Source organism: Streptomyces sp. NPDC043680, assembly GCF_056436685.1.
In genome coordinates this window covers 1-16,805 of the sequence record NZ_JBWKCE010000020.1, presented here as the reverse complement: position 1 = coordinate 16,805, position 16,805 = coordinate 1, and the positions used below count along the sequence as shown (strand labels likewise).

Annotated in this window: 16 protein-coding genes; 15 read left to right on the top strand and 1 reads right to left on the bottom strand. The window is 71.4% G+C overall.

The genetic code is table 11. From position 1 onward, the window contains the following. Positions 1-40: 40 nt before the first annotated feature. Complete coding sequence (locus tag AC0666_RS28650) at positions 41-1,087, top strand: histidinol-phosphate transaminase (protein WP_468969527.1); 1,047 nt, start codon at positions 41-43, stop codon at positions 1,085-1,087. Next, complete coding sequence (locus tag AC0666_RS28645; protein ID WP_468969626.1) at positions 1,075-2,859, top strand: aldehyde dehydrogenase family protein; 1,785 nt, start codon at positions 1,075-1,077, stop codon at positions 2,857-2,859. The genes AC0666_RS28650 and AC0666_RS28645 overlap by 13 nt, the downstream gene beginning before the upstream one ends. Before the next feature lie 12 nt (positions 2,860-2,871). Here AC0666_RS28645 and AC0666_RS28640 read toward each other — a convergent pair whose 3' ends face one another. After that, the gene (locus tag AC0666_RS28640; protein WP_468969530.1) at positions 2,872-3,342 is read right to left on the bottom strand and encodes an Lrp/AsnC family transcriptional regulator; all 471 of its coding nucleotides are present in this window, start codon (positions 3,340-3,342) and stop codon (positions 2,872-2,874) included. Between the two features lie 150 nt (positions 3,343-3,492). Here AC0666_RS28640 and pdhA point away from each other — a divergent pair, with 150 nt between their 5' ends. The 13 genes from pdhA (at position 3,493) to paaE (ending at position 16,383) form a co-directional block, all read left to right on the top strand. Then, positions 3,493-4,629, top strand: coding sequence for a pyruvate dehydrogenase (acetyl-transferring) E1 component subunit alpha (gene pdhA, locus AC0666_RS28635; protein WP_468969533.1), 1,137 nt, complete (start codon positions 3,493-3,495; stop codon positions 4,627-4,629). A 5-nt stretch (positions 4,630-4,634) separates the two neighbouring features. Beyond that, entirely contained in the window at positions 4,635-5,654 is a 1,020-nt protein-coding gene (locus AC0666_RS28630) for an alpha-ketoacid dehydrogenase subunit beta (protein WP_468969536.1), read from the top strand. Continuing rightward, the gene (locus AC0666_RS28625) at positions 5,651-7,072 is read left to right on the top strand and encodes a dihydrolipoamide acetyltransferase family protein (RefSeq protein ID WP_478708617.1); all 1,422 of its coding nucleotides are present in this window, start codon (positions 5,651-5,653) and stop codon (positions 7,070-7,072) included. Before AC0666_RS28630 ends, AC0666_RS28625 begins: the two co-directional genes overlap by 4 nt. Positions 7,073-7,158: 86 nt before the next feature. Next, positions 7,159-8,865, top strand: a complete 1,707-nt coding sequence (gene paaN / locus AC0666_RS28620) for a phenylacetic acid degradation protein PaaN (protein WP_468969542.1) — start codon at positions 7,159-7,161, stop codon at positions 8,863-8,865. Then, positions 8,858-10,039 (top strand): thiolase family protein, encoded by a 1,182-nt coding sequence (locus AC0666_RS28615; protein ID WP_478708616.1) that lies wholly within the window; start codon positions 8,858-8,860, stop codon positions 10,037-10,039. Before paaN ends, AC0666_RS28615 begins: the two co-directional genes overlap by 8 nt. Next, a complete protein-coding gene (locus AC0666_RS28610; protein ID WP_478708615.1) occupies positions 10,036-10,806 on the top strand; it encodes an enoyl-CoA hydratase/isomerase family protein in 771 nt (256 codons plus the stop codon). Before AC0666_RS28615 ends, AC0666_RS28610 begins: the two co-directional genes overlap by 4 nt. After that, positions 10,803-11,669 (top strand): 3-hydroxyacyl-CoA dehydrogenase family protein, encoded by an 867-nt coding sequence (locus AC0666_RS28605; RefSeq protein ID WP_468969551.1) that lies wholly within the window; start codon positions 10,803-10,805, stop codon positions 11,667-11,669. The genes AC0666_RS28610 and AC0666_RS28605 overlap by 4 nt, the downstream gene beginning before the upstream one ends. Continuing rightward, entirely contained in the window at positions 11,660-12,505 is an 846-nt protein-coding gene (locus tag AC0666_RS28600) for an enoyl-CoA hydratase/isomerase family protein (RefSeq protein WP_478708614.1), read from the top strand. The genes AC0666_RS28605 and AC0666_RS28600 overlap by 10 nt, the downstream gene beginning before the upstream one ends. A gap of 35 nt (positions 12,506-12,540) precedes the next feature. Continuing rightward, the gene (paaA, locus tag AC0666_RS28595) at positions 12,541-13,515 is read left to right on the top strand and encodes a 1,2-phenylacetyl-CoA epoxidase subunit PaaA (RefSeq protein WP_478708613.1); all 975 of its coding nucleotides are present in this window, start codon (positions 12,541-12,543) and stop codon (positions 13,513-13,515) included. After that, entirely contained in the window at positions 13,512-13,838 is a 327-nt protein-coding gene (gene paaB, locus AC0666_RS28590) for a 1,2-phenylacetyl-CoA epoxidase subunit PaaB (protein WP_468969560.1), read from the top strand. The genes paaA and paaB overlap by 4 nt, the downstream gene beginning before the upstream one ends. A 12-nt stretch (positions 13,839-13,850) precedes the next feature. Continuing rightward, positions 13,851-14,717 carry a 1,2-phenylacetyl-CoA epoxidase subunit PaaC gene (gene paaC, locus AC0666_RS28585; RefSeq protein WP_478708612.1) on the top strand — a complete coding sequence of 289 codons (867 nt, stop codon included), beginning with the start codon at positions 13,851-13,853 and terminating at the stop codon, positions 14,715-14,717. Continuing rightward, a complete protein-coding gene (gene paaD, locus AC0666_RS28580) occupies positions 14,711-15,247 on the top strand; it encodes a 1,2-phenylacetyl-CoA epoxidase subunit PaaD (protein ID WP_478708611.1) in 537 nt (178 codons plus the stop codon). Before paaC ends, paaD begins: the two co-directional genes overlap by 7 nt. After that, entirely contained in the window at positions 15,247-16,383 is a 1,137-nt protein-coding gene (gene paaE / locus AC0666_RS28575; RefSeq protein WP_478708610.1) for a 1,2-phenylacetyl-CoA epoxidase subunit PaaE, read from the top strand. The genes paaD and paaE overlap by 1 nt, the downstream gene beginning before the upstream one ends. The last annotated feature ends 422 nt before the right edge of the window (positions 16,384-16,805 follow it).

Genomic DNA, 16,805 nt, shown 5'->3' with positions numbered 1-16,805 from the left:
CACGGTCCTCGGGCCCCACCGATTCAGAAACGAGTCGAGCATGGTGCGTGTCCGTTCATCGTTGGCCCAGTTGCCTGCCTATGTGCCGGGCCGCAAGGTGCCCGGCGCGGTAGTGCTGGCCAGCAACGAATCCCCGTACGGGCTGTTGCCCGGGGTCGCCGAAGCGCTGACGGAGCTGGCCGGCGGTATGTCGCGGTACCCCGACCTGAGCGCCACCTCACTCGTGCAGGCGATAGCCGGGCACCACGAGGTCGAGCCGGAGCGGATCGCGGTGGGGGCCGGATCCTCGGAGGTCTGCGGACAGCTGCTGCACTCGGTCGTGGGTTTCGGCGACGAGGTCGTCTTCGGCTGGCGGTCCTTCGAGGCGTACCCGATTCTCACGGCGGTCGCAGGCGGTACGGCGGTACGGGTCCCATTGCTCGACCATGCGCTGGACCTCGACGCCATGGCTGCGGCGATCACCGACCGGACCCGGCTGGTCTTCGTCTGCAACCCCAACAACCCCACCTCCACCGCGGTCGGCGAGCGGGCGCTGCTCGACTTCGCGGACCGCGTCCCGGAAGACGTGCTGATCGTCGTCGACGAGGCCTACCGGGAGTACGCCGATCCGGCGTTGGTCCCCGATGCCCTGGCCGTGCTCGGCGACCGCCCGAACGTGGTGGTTCTGCGGACCTTCTCCAAGGCCTACGGACTGGCGGGACTGCGCGTGGGCTACTGCGTGGCGCCACCGTGGATCGCTGCTCATGTGCGCAAGACCCAGGTACCGTTCAGCGTCAGCGCACTCGCCCAGGAGGCCGCCGTCGTCGCCCTCCGGGAGCGCGCGGAGGTCGCGCGGCGGGCCACCCTCACGGTCGCCGAACGGAACCGCGTAACCCTGATGTTGCGCGCGCTGGGCTTCGAAGTCCCGCACTCGCAGGCGAACTTCGTCTGGCTGCCGCTTGCGGACGAGAGCGCCGACTTCGCCGTCCACTGCCTTGGCGGGCACGTCGTGGTCCGCCCGTTCCTCGGGGAAGGCGTCCGGGTGACGATCGGACTGCCGCAGGAGAACGAGGCTTTCCTCGATCTCGCGGCGAGCTGGCGAGGCTGAAGGCCGTGCGCCCCAGTCTCTACGAGCGGCATCGCGAACTGCTTCAGGGGGCCGTACGGGCCCTCGCCGCCGGTGAATGCCGGCGGCCCTTCACGGAGGCGAGCGGACAGGATGCTGCCGACGCGGGCATGAGATCGGTCCGAACAGCGGTGAAGGTCTTCGGTTCCCTGCTGGGACGGCCCTTCGATCTGGACCAGCCCGGCGAGCTGGGCCGGGTGTGCACCGAGTCCTCGCCGTACGGCATCGGCATGGGCATCGGATACCCGCGGTGCGACCCCGCAGCTCTGGTGGCGGCTGCCGCCCAGGCGACGGCCGGGTGGCGCGCAGCCGGGCTCCACCGACGGGCCGGGCTGGCCGTGGAGATACTGCGCCGGCTGAACACCCGCAGTCATGAGCTGGCCCTTGCGGTGCATCACACCACGGGGCAGCCGCTGCAGGCGGCGTTCCGGTCCGCCGGACCGCCCACCCAGGACCGTGCGCTGGAGGCCGTGGCCCTTGCCTTCGCGGAGTCGGAGCGCATTCCGGCGGACCTGAGCTGGGAGAGCGGTCAAGGGACCCAAGGGAGCGGGCAACCGTCGCCGATGCGGGGCACCAGCACCCTCGTGCCCCGCGGAGTGTCGCTGCTCATCGGCTGCCCCGACTATCCGCTCTGGAACGGCTACCCGGGCCTGTTCGCCAGCCTGGTGACCGGCAATCCGGTGATCGTCGCCCCCCATCCGCGTTCCGTGCTGCCGCTGGCCATCACCGTGCGCGTCGCCCGGCAGGTGCTGGCGGAGGCCGGTCACACACCGGACATCGTGACCTTGGCGGTGGCGGAACCAGCGGAACGGCTGCACGAGAGACTGGCCACGGACCCGGCCGTGCGCATCGTCGACTTCACCGGCTCGGCGCAGTTCGCCGGCTGGCTGAAGGAACACGCCCGCCAGGCCGCCACGTTCGTCGACCGGACCGGCCTCAACACGGTGATCGTCGACTCCACCGGTGACTACCGGGATCTCGTGCGGGGCCTCGCCCACTCCCTGTGCCGGTGCAGCGGCACGGTCCGCACCACGCCGCAGAACATCCTGGTGTCGACGACGGGCATCGCGACCGACGAGGGGCGCAAGAGCCTGGAAGACTTCGGCGCCGACCTCGGCGAGGCCGTGGACCGGCTACTCGGGCATCCCGTACGTGTGGCCAGGCTGCTGGGCGCGATCGCCAGCGACACGGTGAGGGCGGCACTGGCGGAGGCCACGCGGTACGGCACCGTGCTCCATGCCTCCGGAGCGCTGCGCCATCCGCACCATCCCGGCGCCGATGTCCGCAGCCCCCTGCTCGTCCGACTGGCGGCGCGAGACGAACGGATCTACGCCAGGGAGTGGCCGGGGCCCGTCTCATTCCTTGTCGGTACCGACTCGACGTCGCACAGTCTGGCTCTCTTCCGCCGCGCGGTGGGCCGCCACGGGGCGTCGTACGCCGCGGTGCACTCGACCGACCCGCTGGTGCTGGCGGTCGCCGAGACGGCAGCACTGGACGCCGGGGTGCACCTGGTGCAGAACCTCGCGGACGACTTCCCCGCCGACCCCTCCTCAGCAGGCGCGGACCTGCCCTCCGAGGGCGCTTACTTCGTCACCGGGCGGTTCCGGGTGGTGCGGTCTCGGCAGCATGCGGCCGGGACGGCCCCGGCTCCTGTCGTGGAGGCGGCCCCGAGACCGACCCCCATCGGGGCTGCGGGGTCGCCTCGGGCTCCGGCGCCGGACGCGGGTTCCGCTGCCGCGCTGGTCGACGTCTGAGTGACCGAGCAGTCAGGCAGTCCAGTGCGTCCCGCGTCCCCGCACCTCGTCGAAGACCAGCCAGGTGCGGGTCGAGCGCACCCCCGGTACCGCCTGGATGCGCTCCAGCACGACCTGGCGCAGTACCGAGTTGTCCGGAGTGCGGACCAGCACCAGGACGTCGAAGTCGCCCGCAACGAGGGTGACGTGCTCGACGTAGGGGATCTCGCGCAGTTCCCGGGAGGTGTCCCGCCACGCATTCTGGTCGATCGTCAGCGTCACGTATGCGCTCGTGCCGAGGCCGGCCCGCTGCGGATTCAGCTGCGTGCTGAAGCCCGTGATGACCTCCTCGGCCATGAGCCGGTTGATGCGCGTGTACGCGTTGGCACGCGAGATGTGCAGCTTGTCCGCGAGTGCCTTGATCGACACCCGGCCGTCGTCGATGAGCCCCGCCAGGATGTGCCGGTCGGTGTCGTCGAGTCGAACGGCAGTTCGTCCGGTCATCGACTCCGAGGGTGAGTTTTGCTCGGACACTTTGCCCTCCCAGAGCGTATAGGTCGACAGTCCGTCGCCGGTTTGCCGGAAACCTTGAACACATATTCAGCATTGGTGACGATACTCGCGTCAAGTGTCCAGAGAAAGTGAGTGCCCTCCATGTCCGTGAAGAGCCTCCGCCAGACGGTCCAGGGCCTCCTGCCGTCCCTCGTGCCGGTGCGGTTCGTGGCCGAGGACGGCACGCCGGTGGCCAAGCCCACCGCCGACTACACCGAGCCTCCGCCCGAGGCGCTGCGCGAGGCGTACCGGCGGATGGTCCTGGGGCGCCGGTTCGACACCCAGGCCACCGCGCTCACCAAGCAGGGGCGGCTCGCGGTCTACCCGTCCAGCCGGGGCCAGGAGGCCTGCCAGATCGGAGCCGTACTCGCGCTGCGGCCGGACGACTGGCTGTTCCCGACCTACCGCGACTCCGTGGCCCTGGTCGCCCGGGGCATCGACCCGCTCCAGGTGCTGACGCTGCTGCGCGGCGACTGGCACTGCGGATACGACCCGGTCGCCACCCGCGTCGCCCCCCAGTGCACCCCGCTGGCCACCCAGGTGCTGCACGCGACCGGCATGGCGGAGTCGTTGCGCCGCACAGGCGGAGACGGTGTGGCGATGGCCCTCGTCGGGGACGGGGCGACCAGTGAGGGGGACTTCCACGAGGCGCTGAACTTCGCTGCCGTCTTCCGCGCGCCGGTCGTCTTCTTCGTCCAGAACAACAAGTACGCGATCTCCGTGCCGCTGGCCCGGCAGTCCGCGGCGCCCGCCCTCGCGTACAAGGGCATCGGACACGGGATGCGTTCCGAACAGGTCGACGGCAATGATCTGGTCGCCGTGCTGGCGGTGCTGACCGCGGCGGTCGAGCACGCCCGTGCCGGGCACGGACCGGTCCTGGTCGAGGCGCACACCTACCGCATGGACGCACACACCAACGCCGACGACGCGACCCGCTACCGGGACGAGGCGGAGGTCGAACGGTGGAGCGCCGCGGATCCGGTCAGCCGTCTTGAAACGTACCTGAGGGCCCGCGGCGTCCTCACCGACCAGGACGTAGCGGCGGTGCGGGAGGAGGCGGAGACCCTGGCCACCGAGCTGCGCGGGGGCATGAACGAGGAGTCCGTGCCCGACCTGCTGGAGCTCTTCGACCACGTCTACGCCGAGCCGACACCTCAACTGCGCGAACAACGAGCCCTGCTCGCGGCCGAGCTGGCCGAAGACGCTGCTTCCCCCGCACTTCACACCCAGGAGAACTGACGGCCATGGCCAAGGTCACGATGGCGCAGGCGCTGAACACCGCACTGCGCGACGCACTGCGCGAGGACGAGCGCGTGCTCGTTTTCGGCGAAGACGTCGGTCCGCTCGGCGGCGTCTTCCGGATCACCGACGGGCTGACCCGCGACTTCGGCGAGCAGCGATGCTTCGACACCCCGCTGGCCGAGGCCGGCATCGTAGGACTGGCCGTCGGCATGGCGATGGGCGGCTTCCGGCCCGTGGTGGAGATGCAGTTCGACGCCTTCGCCTATCCGGCGTTCGAGCAGATCGCCTCACACGTCGCCAAGCTCCGCAACCGGACCCGGGGGCGGCTCGCGCTGCCGATGGTGATCCGTATCCCCTATGCGGGCGGCATCGGGGGAGTCGAGCACCACTGCGACTCCAGCGAGGCGTACTACGCGCACACCCCGGGCCTGAAAGTCGTCACCCCGGCGACGGCCGAGGACGCGTACTGGCTGCTGCGGGACGCCGTGGCCGACCCCGACCCGGTGGTCTTCCTGGAGCCGAAGAAGCTGTACTGGTCGAAGGAGGAAACCGACCTGGAGCGCCGCGGAGCGCTGCCGTTCGGACGGGCGGCGATCCGACGGGAGGGCCGCGACGCCACGGTCGTCGCGTACGGGCCCTCGGTTCCGGTGGCCCTGGCCGCGGCCGAAGCGGCGGCGGCCGATGGCATCGAGCTGGAGGTCGTGGATCTGCGGACGGTGGTGCCCTTCGACGACGAGACGGTCACGGCATCGGTTCGCCGGACCGGGCGCTGCCTGGTCGTACAGGAGGCCCAGGGCTTCGCCGGCGTGGGGGCGGAGATCGCCGCACGGGTGCAGGAGCGCTGTTTCCACTCGCTGGCGGCGCCGGTCCTGAGGGTGGCCGGCTTCGACATCCCGTACCCGCCGCCGAAGCTGGAGCACGCGTATCTCCCGGGCGTCGACCGGATCCTCGACGCCGTCGACCGTCTCCAGTTCGGCGACGAGCCGGACACCCGGCATCTGCTGAAGGGAACGGCCGCATGAGCACCGCAGCGCTTCGGGAGCAGCTGTTCCGGCTGCCCGATCTCGGCGAGGGGCTGACCGAGGCCGAGATCGTCGAGTGGAAGGTCGCCGTCGGCGACACGGTGACGATCGACCAGATCGTCATCGAAGTCGAGACCGCCAAGGCCGCGGTCGAGGTGCCGGTCCCGTACGCGGGGACGGTGCTGCGACTGCACGCGGAGGCGGGCACGGCGCTGGAGGTGGGGAAGCCGCTGATCACGGTGGGTACGCCGACTTCCGGCCGGCCCGGTGGTGCGGGGGAGGGTCCGGGGGGCCCGCCTCCCGGCGCACCTCCCGTCGATTCGACGTCGGCCGATCCCGCGGCTGAGCGGTACCGGGAGGAGGAGCAGGCCGGGTCCGGCAACGTCCTGATCGGCTACGGCACCGGCCACGGCCCGGCACCCCGTCGCCGCCGCCGGCGCGGGGGCGCCGCGAGGGGAGGCGGCACTGCTGTCGAGGCGGCGCCATACAGCGGGCCGCACGCTCCCCGGGTCATATCGCCCCTCGTACGGCGGATGGCGCGGGAGCACGGGATCGATCTCGCCGGGTTGACGCCCTCGGGTCCCGCAGGAGTCGTGCTCAGACGAGATGTCGAGCAGGCCCTGGGGCGTTCCGGCCGGCCGGCGACGGACCCCGATGCCGCACCGCTCACCCCGGATCGCCGGCCGTCGGCGGACCCTGCACCGCACGCCCGGCCGGCGCCGGAAGGTCCCGAGCGCATCCCGCTGCGCGGCGTCCGTCGCGCGGTCGCCGACAAGCTCTCCCGCAGCCGCACCGAGATCCCCGACGCCACCACCTGGGTCGACGTGGACGCGACGGGCCTGCTCCAGGCCCGGAAGGCCATGCAGGCCGCGGACCCCGGCCGCCGCATCGGGCTGCTGGCCCTGCTGGCCCGTATCTGCGTCGCCGGACTGCAGCGCTTCCCGGAGCTGAACTCCACCGTCGACACCGAGCGGCGGGAGATCGTCCGCTTCAGCGAGGTGCACCTCGGTTTCGCCGCCCAGACCGAACGCGGTCTGGTGGTCCCCGTCGTCCGCGACGCACAGCGCATGACGACCGCACAACTGGCCGCCGAGCTCGCCCGGTTGACCGGGCTGGCCCGCGACGGGGCCCTGCCGCCCGACCGTCTGACCGGCGGGACCTTCACCCTCAACAACTACGGCGTGTTCGGCGTCGACGGATCCACGCCCATCATCAACCACCCTGAGGCCGCTCTGCTCGGCGCGGGCCGCATCGCGGACAAACCATGGGTGGTGGACGGCGAGCTGGCCGTCCGCAAGGTCATGCAGCTCTCCCTCAGCTTCGACCACCGGGTCTGCGACGGCGGTGTGGCCGGCGGGTTCCTGCGCTTCGTGGCCGACTGCGTGGAACGCCCGGCGATCCTGCTCGCCGACGTCTGATCCACCCCGCTTCCCCCGCTTCCCACCGCGTCCGCCCGGGCGCCTCGTACCCATCAACCTACCGAACGTTCGGCCAGGAGCTCTCAGTGCCCACCGACCAGCATCCCGACTTCTTCGTCCGCCACGCAGCCCTGCTCGACCAGGCGGTGGAGTGTGCCGCCGACCGCACCTACTGGACGCCGTACCCGGAAACCCCCAGCACCTCTGCGTACGGGGTCGAGGCATCCGGGCTGGGCGAGGCCGCCTTCCACGGCCTCCTCGGCCGGCCCTTCCGCATCGAAGGGCATCCGGCCACCGGCACCGTGCCCGCCACCGAGGTTTCGCCCTACGGCTTCCCGCTCGGCGTCAGTTACCCGTACCTGGCGCCCGATGTGGCCGTCGCGACGGCCAAGTCAGCCGCGGTGACATGGCGCGCCGCGAGCCCGGACACCCGGGCCGGCGTTGCCGCCGAGATCCTTGCCCGGCTGAACGAGGCGAGCTTCGAGATCGCGCACGCCGTCCAGCACACCACCGGCCAGCCCTTCATGATGGCGTTCCAGGCCGGTGGTCCGCACGCCCAGGACCGAGGCCTCGAAGCGGTCGCCCACGCATGGAACGAGCAGACCCGCCATCCGGTCGCGGCCCGCTGGAGCAAGCCGCAGCGCAAGGGCGGCCCACTCGTCATGGACAAGACCTTCACCACCGTGGGACGCGGTGTGGCAGTACTGATCGCCTGCAACACCTTCCCCACCTGGAACGGCTATCCGGGACTGTTCGCGAGTCTGGTCACCGGCAATCCGGTGGTCGTCAAGCCTCATCGACGTGCCGTGCTGCCGCTGGCGATCACGGTGCGGATCGCCCGTGAGGTGCTGGCGGAGGCCGGCTTCGATCCGGATGTGGTACTGCTCGCCGCCGCGAAGCCCGAGGAGCGCACCGCTCCCGCCCTGGCCACCCACCCCGATGTGCGCATCGTGGACTTCACCGGCTCCAGCGAGTTCGGTGACTGGCTGGAGACCCACGCCCGCCAGGCCGTCGTCCACACCGAGAAGTCCGGACTCAACACCGTCGTCGTGGACTCCACGGACGACTACGCGGGGCTGCTGCGCAACCTTGCCTTCTCCCTGTCGCTCTACAGCGGCCAGATGTGTACCACCCCACAGAACTTCCTCGTTCCCCGCGAGGGCTTCCCGACCGACCAGGGGCGGCGTACGGCCGACGAGTTCGCCGCCGACCTGGGCGCCGCCCTGGACAGGCTGCTCGGCGACCCGGCCCGTGCGGCCGCCACCCTCGGCGCGATCGTGAACGACGGTGTGCTGAAGCGCGTGGCGGAGGCGGCGGAACTCGACCGTGTCGCCCATCCGTCGAGGCGACTCACCCACCCGGACTTCCCGGACGCGGCCGTCCGTTCCCCGCTGTTGGTCCGGCTCAAGGCCGAGGCCGACGAAGAGATCTACACCAGCGAGTGGTTCGGTCCGGTCTCCTTCGTCATCGGTACCGACTCCACCGCGCACGGCCTGCGTCTCCTGCACGACACCGTACGGCGCCACGGCGCGCTGACCGCCTCCGTGTACGCCACCGACGAGGGTGTGCTGGAGGCGGCACGGGCAACCGCGCTGGAGGCGGGCGTGCACCTCTCGGAAAACCTGACCGGTGCGGTCTTCGTCAACCAGTCCGCCGCCTTCAGCGACTTCCACGGCACTGCGGCCAACCCCGCGGCCAACGCCGCCCTCACCGACCCGGCGTTCGTCACCGGACGCTTCTCGGTCGTCCAGTCCCGGCGCCACGCACCCGCAGAGGAGCACGTCGATGCGTGACGAGGTCTACCTGATCAACGGGGCCCGCACTCCGCTCGGCCGCCACCGAGGCGCCCTGGCCTCCGTACGCCCCGACGACCTGGCCGCCCTCGTGGTCGGCGAGGCGGTACGTCGCTCGGGCATCCCGGCCGACACCGTGGACGAGGTGATCCTCGGCGCCGCGAACCAGGCCGGCGAGGACAACCGGGACGTGGCCCGGATGGCCGTCCTGCTGGCCGGACTGCCGGACACCGTGCCTGGATACACCGTCAACCGGCTGTGCGCGTCCGGACTGACGGCCGTCGCCTCGGCCGCCCAGGCGATTCGTGCGGGGGAGGCCGACCTGGTCGTCGCGGGCGGAGTGGAGTCCATGACCCGTGCCCCCTGGGTGATGGCCAAGCCCGGCACGCCCTGGGCCCGGCCCGGCGAGGTCCACGACACCTCCCTCGGCTGGCGCTTCACCAACCCGCGCTTTCCCGCCGCGACCACCCTGTCCATGGGCGAGACCGCCGAGGAGGTCGCCGCCCTGGACGGCATCACCCGCCTGGAGGCGGACACCTTCGCGCTGCGCAGCCACCGCCGGGCGGAGGCCGCCCAGAGCGCGGGCCGCTTCAAGGAGGAGATCGTCCCGGTGCCGGTGGCGGACGGCGAGGTGACCCAGGACGAGGGGCCTCGGCCGTCCACCTCGCTGGAGAAGCTCGGCGGACTGCGCACGTCCTTCCGCAGCGACGGGATCGTCACCGCGGGTAACTCCTCGCCGCTGTCCGACGGGGCCGCGGCCCTGGTAGTGGCGAGTCGGGCGGCGGTCGAACGGTACGGCCTCACTCCCCGGGCCCGCGTCGTCACCGCCGCTTCGGCGGGGGTCGAGCCCCGCCTGATGGGGCTCGGGCCCGTGCCGGCGACCCTGAGGGCGCTCGACCGGGCGGGCTGGCGGTCCGACGACCTGGACGCCGTCGAGGTGAACGAAGCCTTCGCCGCCCAAGCGCTGGCGGTCGTCCGCCGCCTGCGGCTCGACGAGGACCGCGTCAACGCCGACGGCGGCGCCATCGCCCTCGGACACCCGCTCGGCTGCTCCGGCGCCCGCATCCTGCTCACCCTGCTCGGACGCATGGAACGCGAGGACGCCCGACGGGGACTGGCGACCATGTGTGTGGGGGTCGGCCAGGGCGTGGCGATGCTCGTGGAGCGCGTATGAGCACGCGGGAGGGCACGGCGTACGAGACCCTGCGGGTCGAGGAGTGCGCGGACCGGGTCGTCGTGACCCTGGACCGGCCCGAGGCGCGCAACGCCATCAGCGGCGGCATGATCGCCGAGTTGCACCGCGTGTGCGAGGACCTGGAGCGCGAGCCGAGGCTGCTGCTGCTCACCGGGCACGGCGGGGTCTTCGCCGGCGGCGCCGACATCGCCGAACTGCGGCGGCGTGGCCGGGAGGAGGCGCTGCAGGGAATCAACAGCCGTCTGTTCGAGCGGGTGCGCAGGCTGCCCATGCCCACGGTGGCCGCGGTGGACGGCTGGGCGCTGGGCGGCGGCGCCGAGCTGGCGTACGCCTGCGACATCCGGATCGCCGGGCCGAACGCGGTCTTCGGCAACCCCGAACCGCACCTGGGCATCCTCGCCGCCGCCGGGGCCTGCTGGCGGCTGCGGGGGCTGCTCGGCGAGTCGGTGGCCAAACAGGTGCTGCTCGCCGGGCGGAACCTCGACGCACCTGCCGCGCTCGCCTGTGGGCTGGTCACGGACGTCGTACCGGCCGAGCGGCTGATCGCCGAGGCGCACACCCTGCTGGACCGCATGGCCCGCTCCTCGCCGCTCGCCCTGCGGCTGACCAAGCTCGTCACCGACGCGCCGGGTGCCCATCCGGTGGCCGACGACCTCGCCCAGGCCGTGCTGTTCGAGGGCCGCGACAAGGAGGAGCGCATGACGCGGTTCCTGGAGAAGAACGAGAAGAACGGAGGCCGGGCATGACCTCGGCATCAGCACCGCCCGCCGTCGTGGGGGTGATCGGCGGCGGCCGGATGGGGACCGGTATCGCCCAGTCCTTCGCGGCCGCAGGGTCGTCCGTGGTCGTCGTGGAACACGACGAAGCGGCCGCGACCGTCGCGCTGCACCGCATCGCCGACGGGCTGCGGCGGGCCACCGAGCGCGGGGGGCCCGGCGGATCCGCCACCGGACACGTACCGGACCGGGTCACCGCCGTGACCTCGATCGCCGAACTACCCGCCGACGCCGATCTCGTCGTAGAGGCGGTACCGGAGGACGCCGCGCTCAAGGCCCGGCTGCTCGCCGCCGCCGAGCAGGCCGTGGGGGAGCAGTGCGTACTCGCCACCAACACCAGTTCCCTGCCGGTCACCGAACTCGCGGCGGCCCTGAAGCGGCCGGGACGCTTCCTGGGCATGCACTTCTTCAATCCGGTGCCCGTCTCCGCGCTCGTCGAACTGGTCCTCACTCCCGACACCACCGGTCAGACTCTGACGGCGGCGGTCGGCTGGACGCACGCCCTGGGCAAGCAGAAGGTCGTCGTCCAGGACTCGCCGGGATTCGCCAGCAGCCGTCTCGGCCTGGCCCTCGGTCTGGAGGCGGTCCGCATGGTCGAGGAGGGGGTCGCCGAGCCGGAGGCCATCGACACGGCCATGCGCCTGGGATACCGGCACCCGATGGGGCCGCTGCGCCTCACCGACGTGGTGGGTCTCGACGTACGGCTGGCCATCGCCGACCACCTGCACAGGACGCTCGGGGAGCGGTTCGCCCCGCCGGCATTGCTGCGGGAGAAGGTCGCCCGCGGCGAGCTGGGCCGCAAGACGGGTCAGGGGTTCTACTCATGGCCGTGACCGGGGGCGCGCCCACCGAGGCGCAGGAGACCGGCGGCCCCGCCCCTTACGGGGTCGCATACGACATCACCGACGCCGTGGCCGTCATCGAGCTGCGCGGTCCCGGGAGCGGCAACGCCCTCGACACCCACATGCGCAGCGCGCTCCTCATGGCGGCACGCCGCCTGACCACGGACACCGCACGCGGTGTACGGGCGGCCCTGATCACCGCCCGTGGAAAGCACTTCTGCGTCGGCCAGGACCTCAAGGAGCACGCCCGGCTGCTGGCCACCGCGCCCGAGGCGGCCTTCGCGAACCTTCCCAACGACTACAACCCGCTGCTGAAGGAGCTGCACGGGCTGCCGGTCCCGCTCGTGGCGGCCGTCGAGGGCGCGTGTGTCGGGGCCGGGCTCGGTATCGCGCTCTGCGCGGATCTGCGCGTCGCCGCCGAAGGAGCCCGCTTCGCGACCGCCTTCACCGGCCTCGGCCTGGCCTCCGACTCGGGGGTCGCCCGCGGCCTCGCCCGCCAGCTCGGCCCTTCGCGGACCGCCGGACTCATGCTCCTCGGAGACCGGTTCTCCGCACGGGACGCCGAACGCTGGGGCCTGGTCCACCGCGTCGTGGCAGACGGCTCGGCCACGGCTGAAGGGCTGGCCGTCGCCCGCTCCCTCGCAGGCGGACCCACCACCGCCCACCGAGAGATCAAGGCACTGCTGCGGTCCGCGGCCACCGCCCCCCTGCCGGCCGCTCTGGAGCGCGAAGCCGTGATCCAGCGCCGGCTCGGCGCCACCGAGGACCACCGCGAAGCCGTCACGGCCTTCCTGGAACGCCGCAGCCCCGCCTTCCGCGGCCACTGACCCACTCACCGAGTACGACGGGACACGCACACCCCATGAACACCCCCACCCTCACACCATCCGGGCCCCAGGGCCCCGAGACTACCTTCGAGGACACCATCGCCCGCGATCAGCGCATCGAGCCCCGGGACTGGATGCCCGACGGATATCGCACCACACTGATCCGGCAGATCGCCCAGCATGCCCACTCCGAGATCATCGGCATGCAGCCGGAGGGCGAGTGGATCACCCGGGCGCCCTCGCTGCGCCGCAAGGCCATCCTCTTCGCCAAGGTGCAGGACGAGGCCGGGCACGGGCTGTACCTCTACTCCGCGGCCGAGACCCTCGGGGCGGACCGCACGGACATGACGGCGCGTCTGATCGACGGCCGTCAGAAGTACTCGTCCATCTTCAACTACCCGACCCACACCTTCGCCGACGTCGGCGTGATCGGCTGGTTCGTGGACGGCGCGGCGATCTGCAACCAGGTGCCCCTGTGCCGTACGTCGTACGGCCCGTACGGGCGCGCCATGGTCCGCGTGTGCAAGGAGGAGTCCTTCCACCAGCGGCAGGGGTACGAACTCCTGCTGACGATGATGCGCGGCACCGACGAGCAGCGGGAGATGGTGCAGGACGCGGTGAACCGCTGGTGGTGGCCGTCGCTGATGATGTTCGGCCCACCGGACGCCGACTCGCCCAACTCCGCGCGGTCCATGGCCTGGAAGATCAAACGGCACTCCAACGACGAACTGCGACAGCGGTTCGTCGACATGACCGTGCCGCAGGCCCAGAAGCTCGGCGTCACCCTGCCCGACCCCGTCCTGCGGTGGAACGAGGAACGCGGGCACCACGACTTCGGCACCCCGGACTGGGACGAGCTGAAGCGCGTGGTCTCCGGCGACGGGCCCTGCAACGCCGAGCGGATCGCCCGGCGCCGGGCCGCCCACGAGGAGGGCGCCTGGGTACGGGAGGCGGCCTCGGCCCATGCCGCCAAGCAGGCGACGCGGGTGCGGGAAGGAGCGGCGGCATGAGTGGCACCGACCAGACTTCCGCGGGCGGACCCGTCCGCATACGGGACGAGTGGCCGCTGTACGAGGTGTTCGTCCGGGGCAAGCGCGGACTGAACCATGTCCACGTGGGCTCCCTGCGCGCGCCCGACGACGCGATGGCCCTTGTCCACGCCCGCGACCTGTACACCCGGCGCAACGAGGGCGTGAGCGTCTGGGCCGTGCGATCCGACTCCATCGCCGCCTCCACCCTCGCCGAGAAGGACCCCTTCTTCGCGCCCAGCGGCGACAAGGTCTACCGGCACCCGACCTTCTACGACATCCCCGACGACGTACCCCACATCTAGGAGCGGCCGCCAATGACTGACGAGGACCTGTACGTCGACCATGACAACGCGCAGTGGGCGTTCGGCACCGGTTTCACCGACCCCCTGCACGGCGTCGACCAGAGGGTGCCGGACGGCGTCGACGCCGGAGACCTGGCCGCCTGCTGTCTGGCCCTGGGCGACGACGCCCTGGTGTCCGCCCAGCGGCTCGCCGAGTGGTGCACCCGCGCCCCGGAACTGGAGGAGGAACTCGCCCTGGCCAACATCGGCCTCGACCTGCTCGGCCAGGCCCGGCTGCTGTACGCCAGGACGGGACGGGCCGACGGTACGGGCCGCGGCGAGGACGCGTACGCATATTTCCGTGATCCAGACGACTTCCGCAACCTACGGCTGACCGAACTGCCCGGCGGCGACTTCGCCTTCACGATCACACGGCTGCTCGTGTTGTCCGTCTGGCGGCTGACCGTTTTCGATGAGCTCACCAGCGCTCCTGATCCGGTGCTCGCCGCCATCGCCGCCAAGAGCGTGAAGGAGCTCTCCTACCACTGCCACTACGCCGGGGTGTGGACCGTGCGCTTCGGCGACGGGACCCCCGAGTCCCGCAACCGCCTCGGAACGGCCCTGCTCGACATCGCGCCCTGGCTGGCAGAACCGCTGACCGACCGGACCGCAGCTGGTCTGGGCGCCGAGTCCGCGGTGGTCGCCGACCGGACATTGCGGCGCCTCGCGGACGTCCTGGTGCGAGCGGGATTCGACCCCGCCGAGGTCCTGCCTCTCGGCCTGGCGTCCGCCCCCGCCATACCCGGCTCCGGCCGCGACGGTGACCGTACCGAACACCTGGCGCCGCTCCTCACCGAACTCCAGAGCATCGCCCGCGCACACCCGCAGGCGCAATGGTGACGCTCACGGAGGCCGGCGAGCGCCGCCGAAAGGCGGCGCACCGCGCCTGGAGTACCGTCTGCGAGATCCCCGATCCCGAACTGCCCATGCTGACCCTCGCCGACCTCGGAGTGCTCCGCGGCGTCGAGGTGGAGCAGGACGGTACGGTGGTCGTGCGGCTCACCCCGACCTACTCCGGCTGTCCCGCCGTGGCCGAGATGCGGGCTGAAGCCGCCAACCGGCTGCAGGCGGCCGGCTTTCCCGCCGTCCGGGTCGTCACCGTGCTCGACCCGCCCTGGACCACCGACTGGATCACATCCCAGGGCCGCCACAAGCTCGCCGAACACGGCATCGCACCACCGGGGCCTCGGCGCCGCAGCGAATCCGGGCCGGTGTGGCTGTCCCTCGGGCCGGCCCCGTCAGATGTGCCCTGCCCGCGCTGCGCCTCGGCCGATACCGAGGAGATCTCACGGTTCGCCGCAGCCGCCTGCCTGGCGCTCCGCCGCTGCGGCACCTGCCTGGAGCCCTTCGAGCACCTCAAGGACCTTTGATGACGACCCCCTCCCGTCCCCCCGGCACAGCGCGGACTCGTCCGCGTCCCGCCTTCCACGCCCTGCGCGTCGCAGCGGTCGAGGGGCTGTGCTCCGACGCCGCCGCGCTCACCCTCGCGATACCGGACCGCCTGGCCGAGGAGTTCGCGTTTCTCCCCGGCCAGTGCCTCACCGTGCGCCGGGAGATCGACGGCCGCGACGAGCGCCGCTCCTACTCCATCTGCTCCCCCGTCGGGGAGCCACTGCGCATCGGCATTCGCGTCGTACCCGGCGGCCTGTTCTCTTCCTGGCTCGTCCACGGTGTGCGCCCGGGAGACACCCTTGAGGTGATGGGGCCGGCCGGTGCTTTCACCCCCGACCTCACCGCAGCCGGACGACCCGGTGATTCCGGTCAACCCGGTGGCCTCGGCCACTACGTGCTGATCGCCGCCGGATCCGGCATAACACCGATGCTGTCGATCGCCGCCTCCGTACTCGGCGCCGACGGCTCATCCCGCATCACCCTCCTCTACGGCAACCGGCGCACCGATACGGTGATGTTCGCGGACGAACTGGCAGACCTGAAAGACCAGTACCCGGACCGCTTCCAGCTCGTTCACGTGTTGTCCCGCGAGCCGCGCGAGGCCGAAATGCTCACCGGCCGCCTCGATGCGGCGCGGCTCACCGCCCTGCTCGATGCCCTGGTCGACACCGACGGCGTCGACCAATGGTGGCTCTGCGGTCCGCACGGCATGGTCCGTGACTCCAGCGCCATCCTGGCCAGGCTCGGCGTCCCGGCCGACCGAATCCACCAGGAACTGTTCCACGCCGATGAAGAGCCGCCCGCCGCCCGCCACGAGGTCTCGGCGATCGGTCTCACCACGAGCGAAGTCACCGTCGTCCTGGATGGCAGGGCCACCACGTTCCCGGCCCCCCGGGACCGGACCGTCCTCGACGCTGCCCAACAGCTCCGCCCCGACCTGCCGTTCGCCTGCAGAGGCGGCGTCTGCGGGACGTGCCGCGCCCTGGTGACTCAGGGCCGGGGGGACATGCGCCGCAACTACGCCTTGGAGCCCGCGGAGGTGGCCGCGGGATACGTCTTGACCTGCCAGACCCGCCCCGCATCGGACGAGCTCACCGTGGACTTCGACATGTGAGCGCGGACATGTCGACATCGTTCGGTTTTCTCGACGATGGACGATCGGAAACCTGCGCTGGAAAAGGCGCATGCCGTTCGGCACAGTAAGCCCGGGTCAATCAATCGCTCTTTTCGAACAGACATTCGATAGAGCAGGGTGAAAGCCTGCTTGCCGCCTTGGTCCCCGACGCGGGAGACCGCGCAAACTCGGGCCGCCCGCAACGTTCGTTGACCGACGGCGTGCGCCTGTCGACATCTTGAGCGGACCGGCAGTAACGGACCGCACGGAATCATTTTATGGAAAGTGAGAGCAAGGCGTGAGTGAGCAGCCTCTCGTGACGCCCGGAGCGCCATCCAGACCGGCCCGGCCCGATGTCGACGCTGGAGACGCCGGTTACAGCAAGTCGTTGAAGTCCCGGCACGTCAGCATGATCGCCATCG

Bases quoted from the DNA above. Each gene is read 5' to 3' on its own strand.
- pdhA (WP_468969533.1), top strand. From the start codon at position 3,493: ATGTCCGTGAAGAGCCTCCGCCAGACGGTCCAGGGCCTCCTGCCGTCC.
- AC0666_RS28600 (WP_478708614.1), top strand. From the start codon at position 11,660: ATGGCCGTGACCGGGGGCGCGCCCACCGAGGCGCAGGAGACCGGCGGC.
- paaE (WP_478708610.1), top strand. From the start codon at position 15,247: ATGACGACCCCCTCCCGTCCCCCCGGCACAGCGCGGACTCGTCCGCGT.
- paaB (WP_468969560.1), top strand. From the start codon at position 13,512: ATGAGTGGCACCGACCAGACTTCCGCGGGCGGACCCGTCCGCATACGG.
- AC0666_RS28605 (WP_468969551.1), top strand. From the start codon at position 10,803: ATGACCTCGGCATCAGCACCGCCCGCCGTCGTGGGGGTGATCGGCGGC.
- AC0666_RS28610 (WP_478708615.1), top strand. From the start codon at position 10,036: ATGAGCACGCGGGAGGGCACGGCGTACGAGACCCTGCGGGTCGAGGAG.
- AC0666_RS28650 (WP_468969527.1), top strand. From the start codon at position 41: ATGGTGCGTGTCCGTTCATCGTTGGCCCAGTTGCCTGCCTATGTGCCG.
- AC0666_RS28615 (WP_478708616.1), top strand. From the start codon at position 8,858: ATGCGTGACGAGGTCTACCTGATCAACGGGGCCCGCACTCCGCTCGGC.
- paaC (WP_478708612.1), top strand. From the start codon at position 13,851: ATGACTGACGAGGACCTGTACGTCGACCATGACAACGCGCAGTGGGCG.
- AC0666_RS28640 (WP_468969530.1), bottom strand. From the start codon at position 3,342: ATGACCGGACGAACTGCCGTTCGACTCGACGACACCGACCGGCACATC.
- AC0666_RS28630 (WP_468969536.1), top strand. From the start codon at position 4,635: ATGGCCAAGGTCACGATGGCGCAGGCGCTGAACACCGCACTGCGCGAC.
- paaA (WP_478708613.1), top strand. From the start codon at position 12,541: ATGAACACCCCCACCCTCACACCATCCGGGCCCCAGGGCCCCGAGACT.
- AC0666_RS28625 (WP_478708617.1), top strand. From the start codon at position 5,651: ATGAGCACCGCAGCGCTTCGGGAGCAGCTGTTCCGGCTGCCCGATCTC.
- paaD (WP_478708611.1), top strand. From the start codon at position 14,711: ATGGTGACGCTCACGGAGGCCGGCGAGCGCCGCCGAAAGGCGGCGCAC.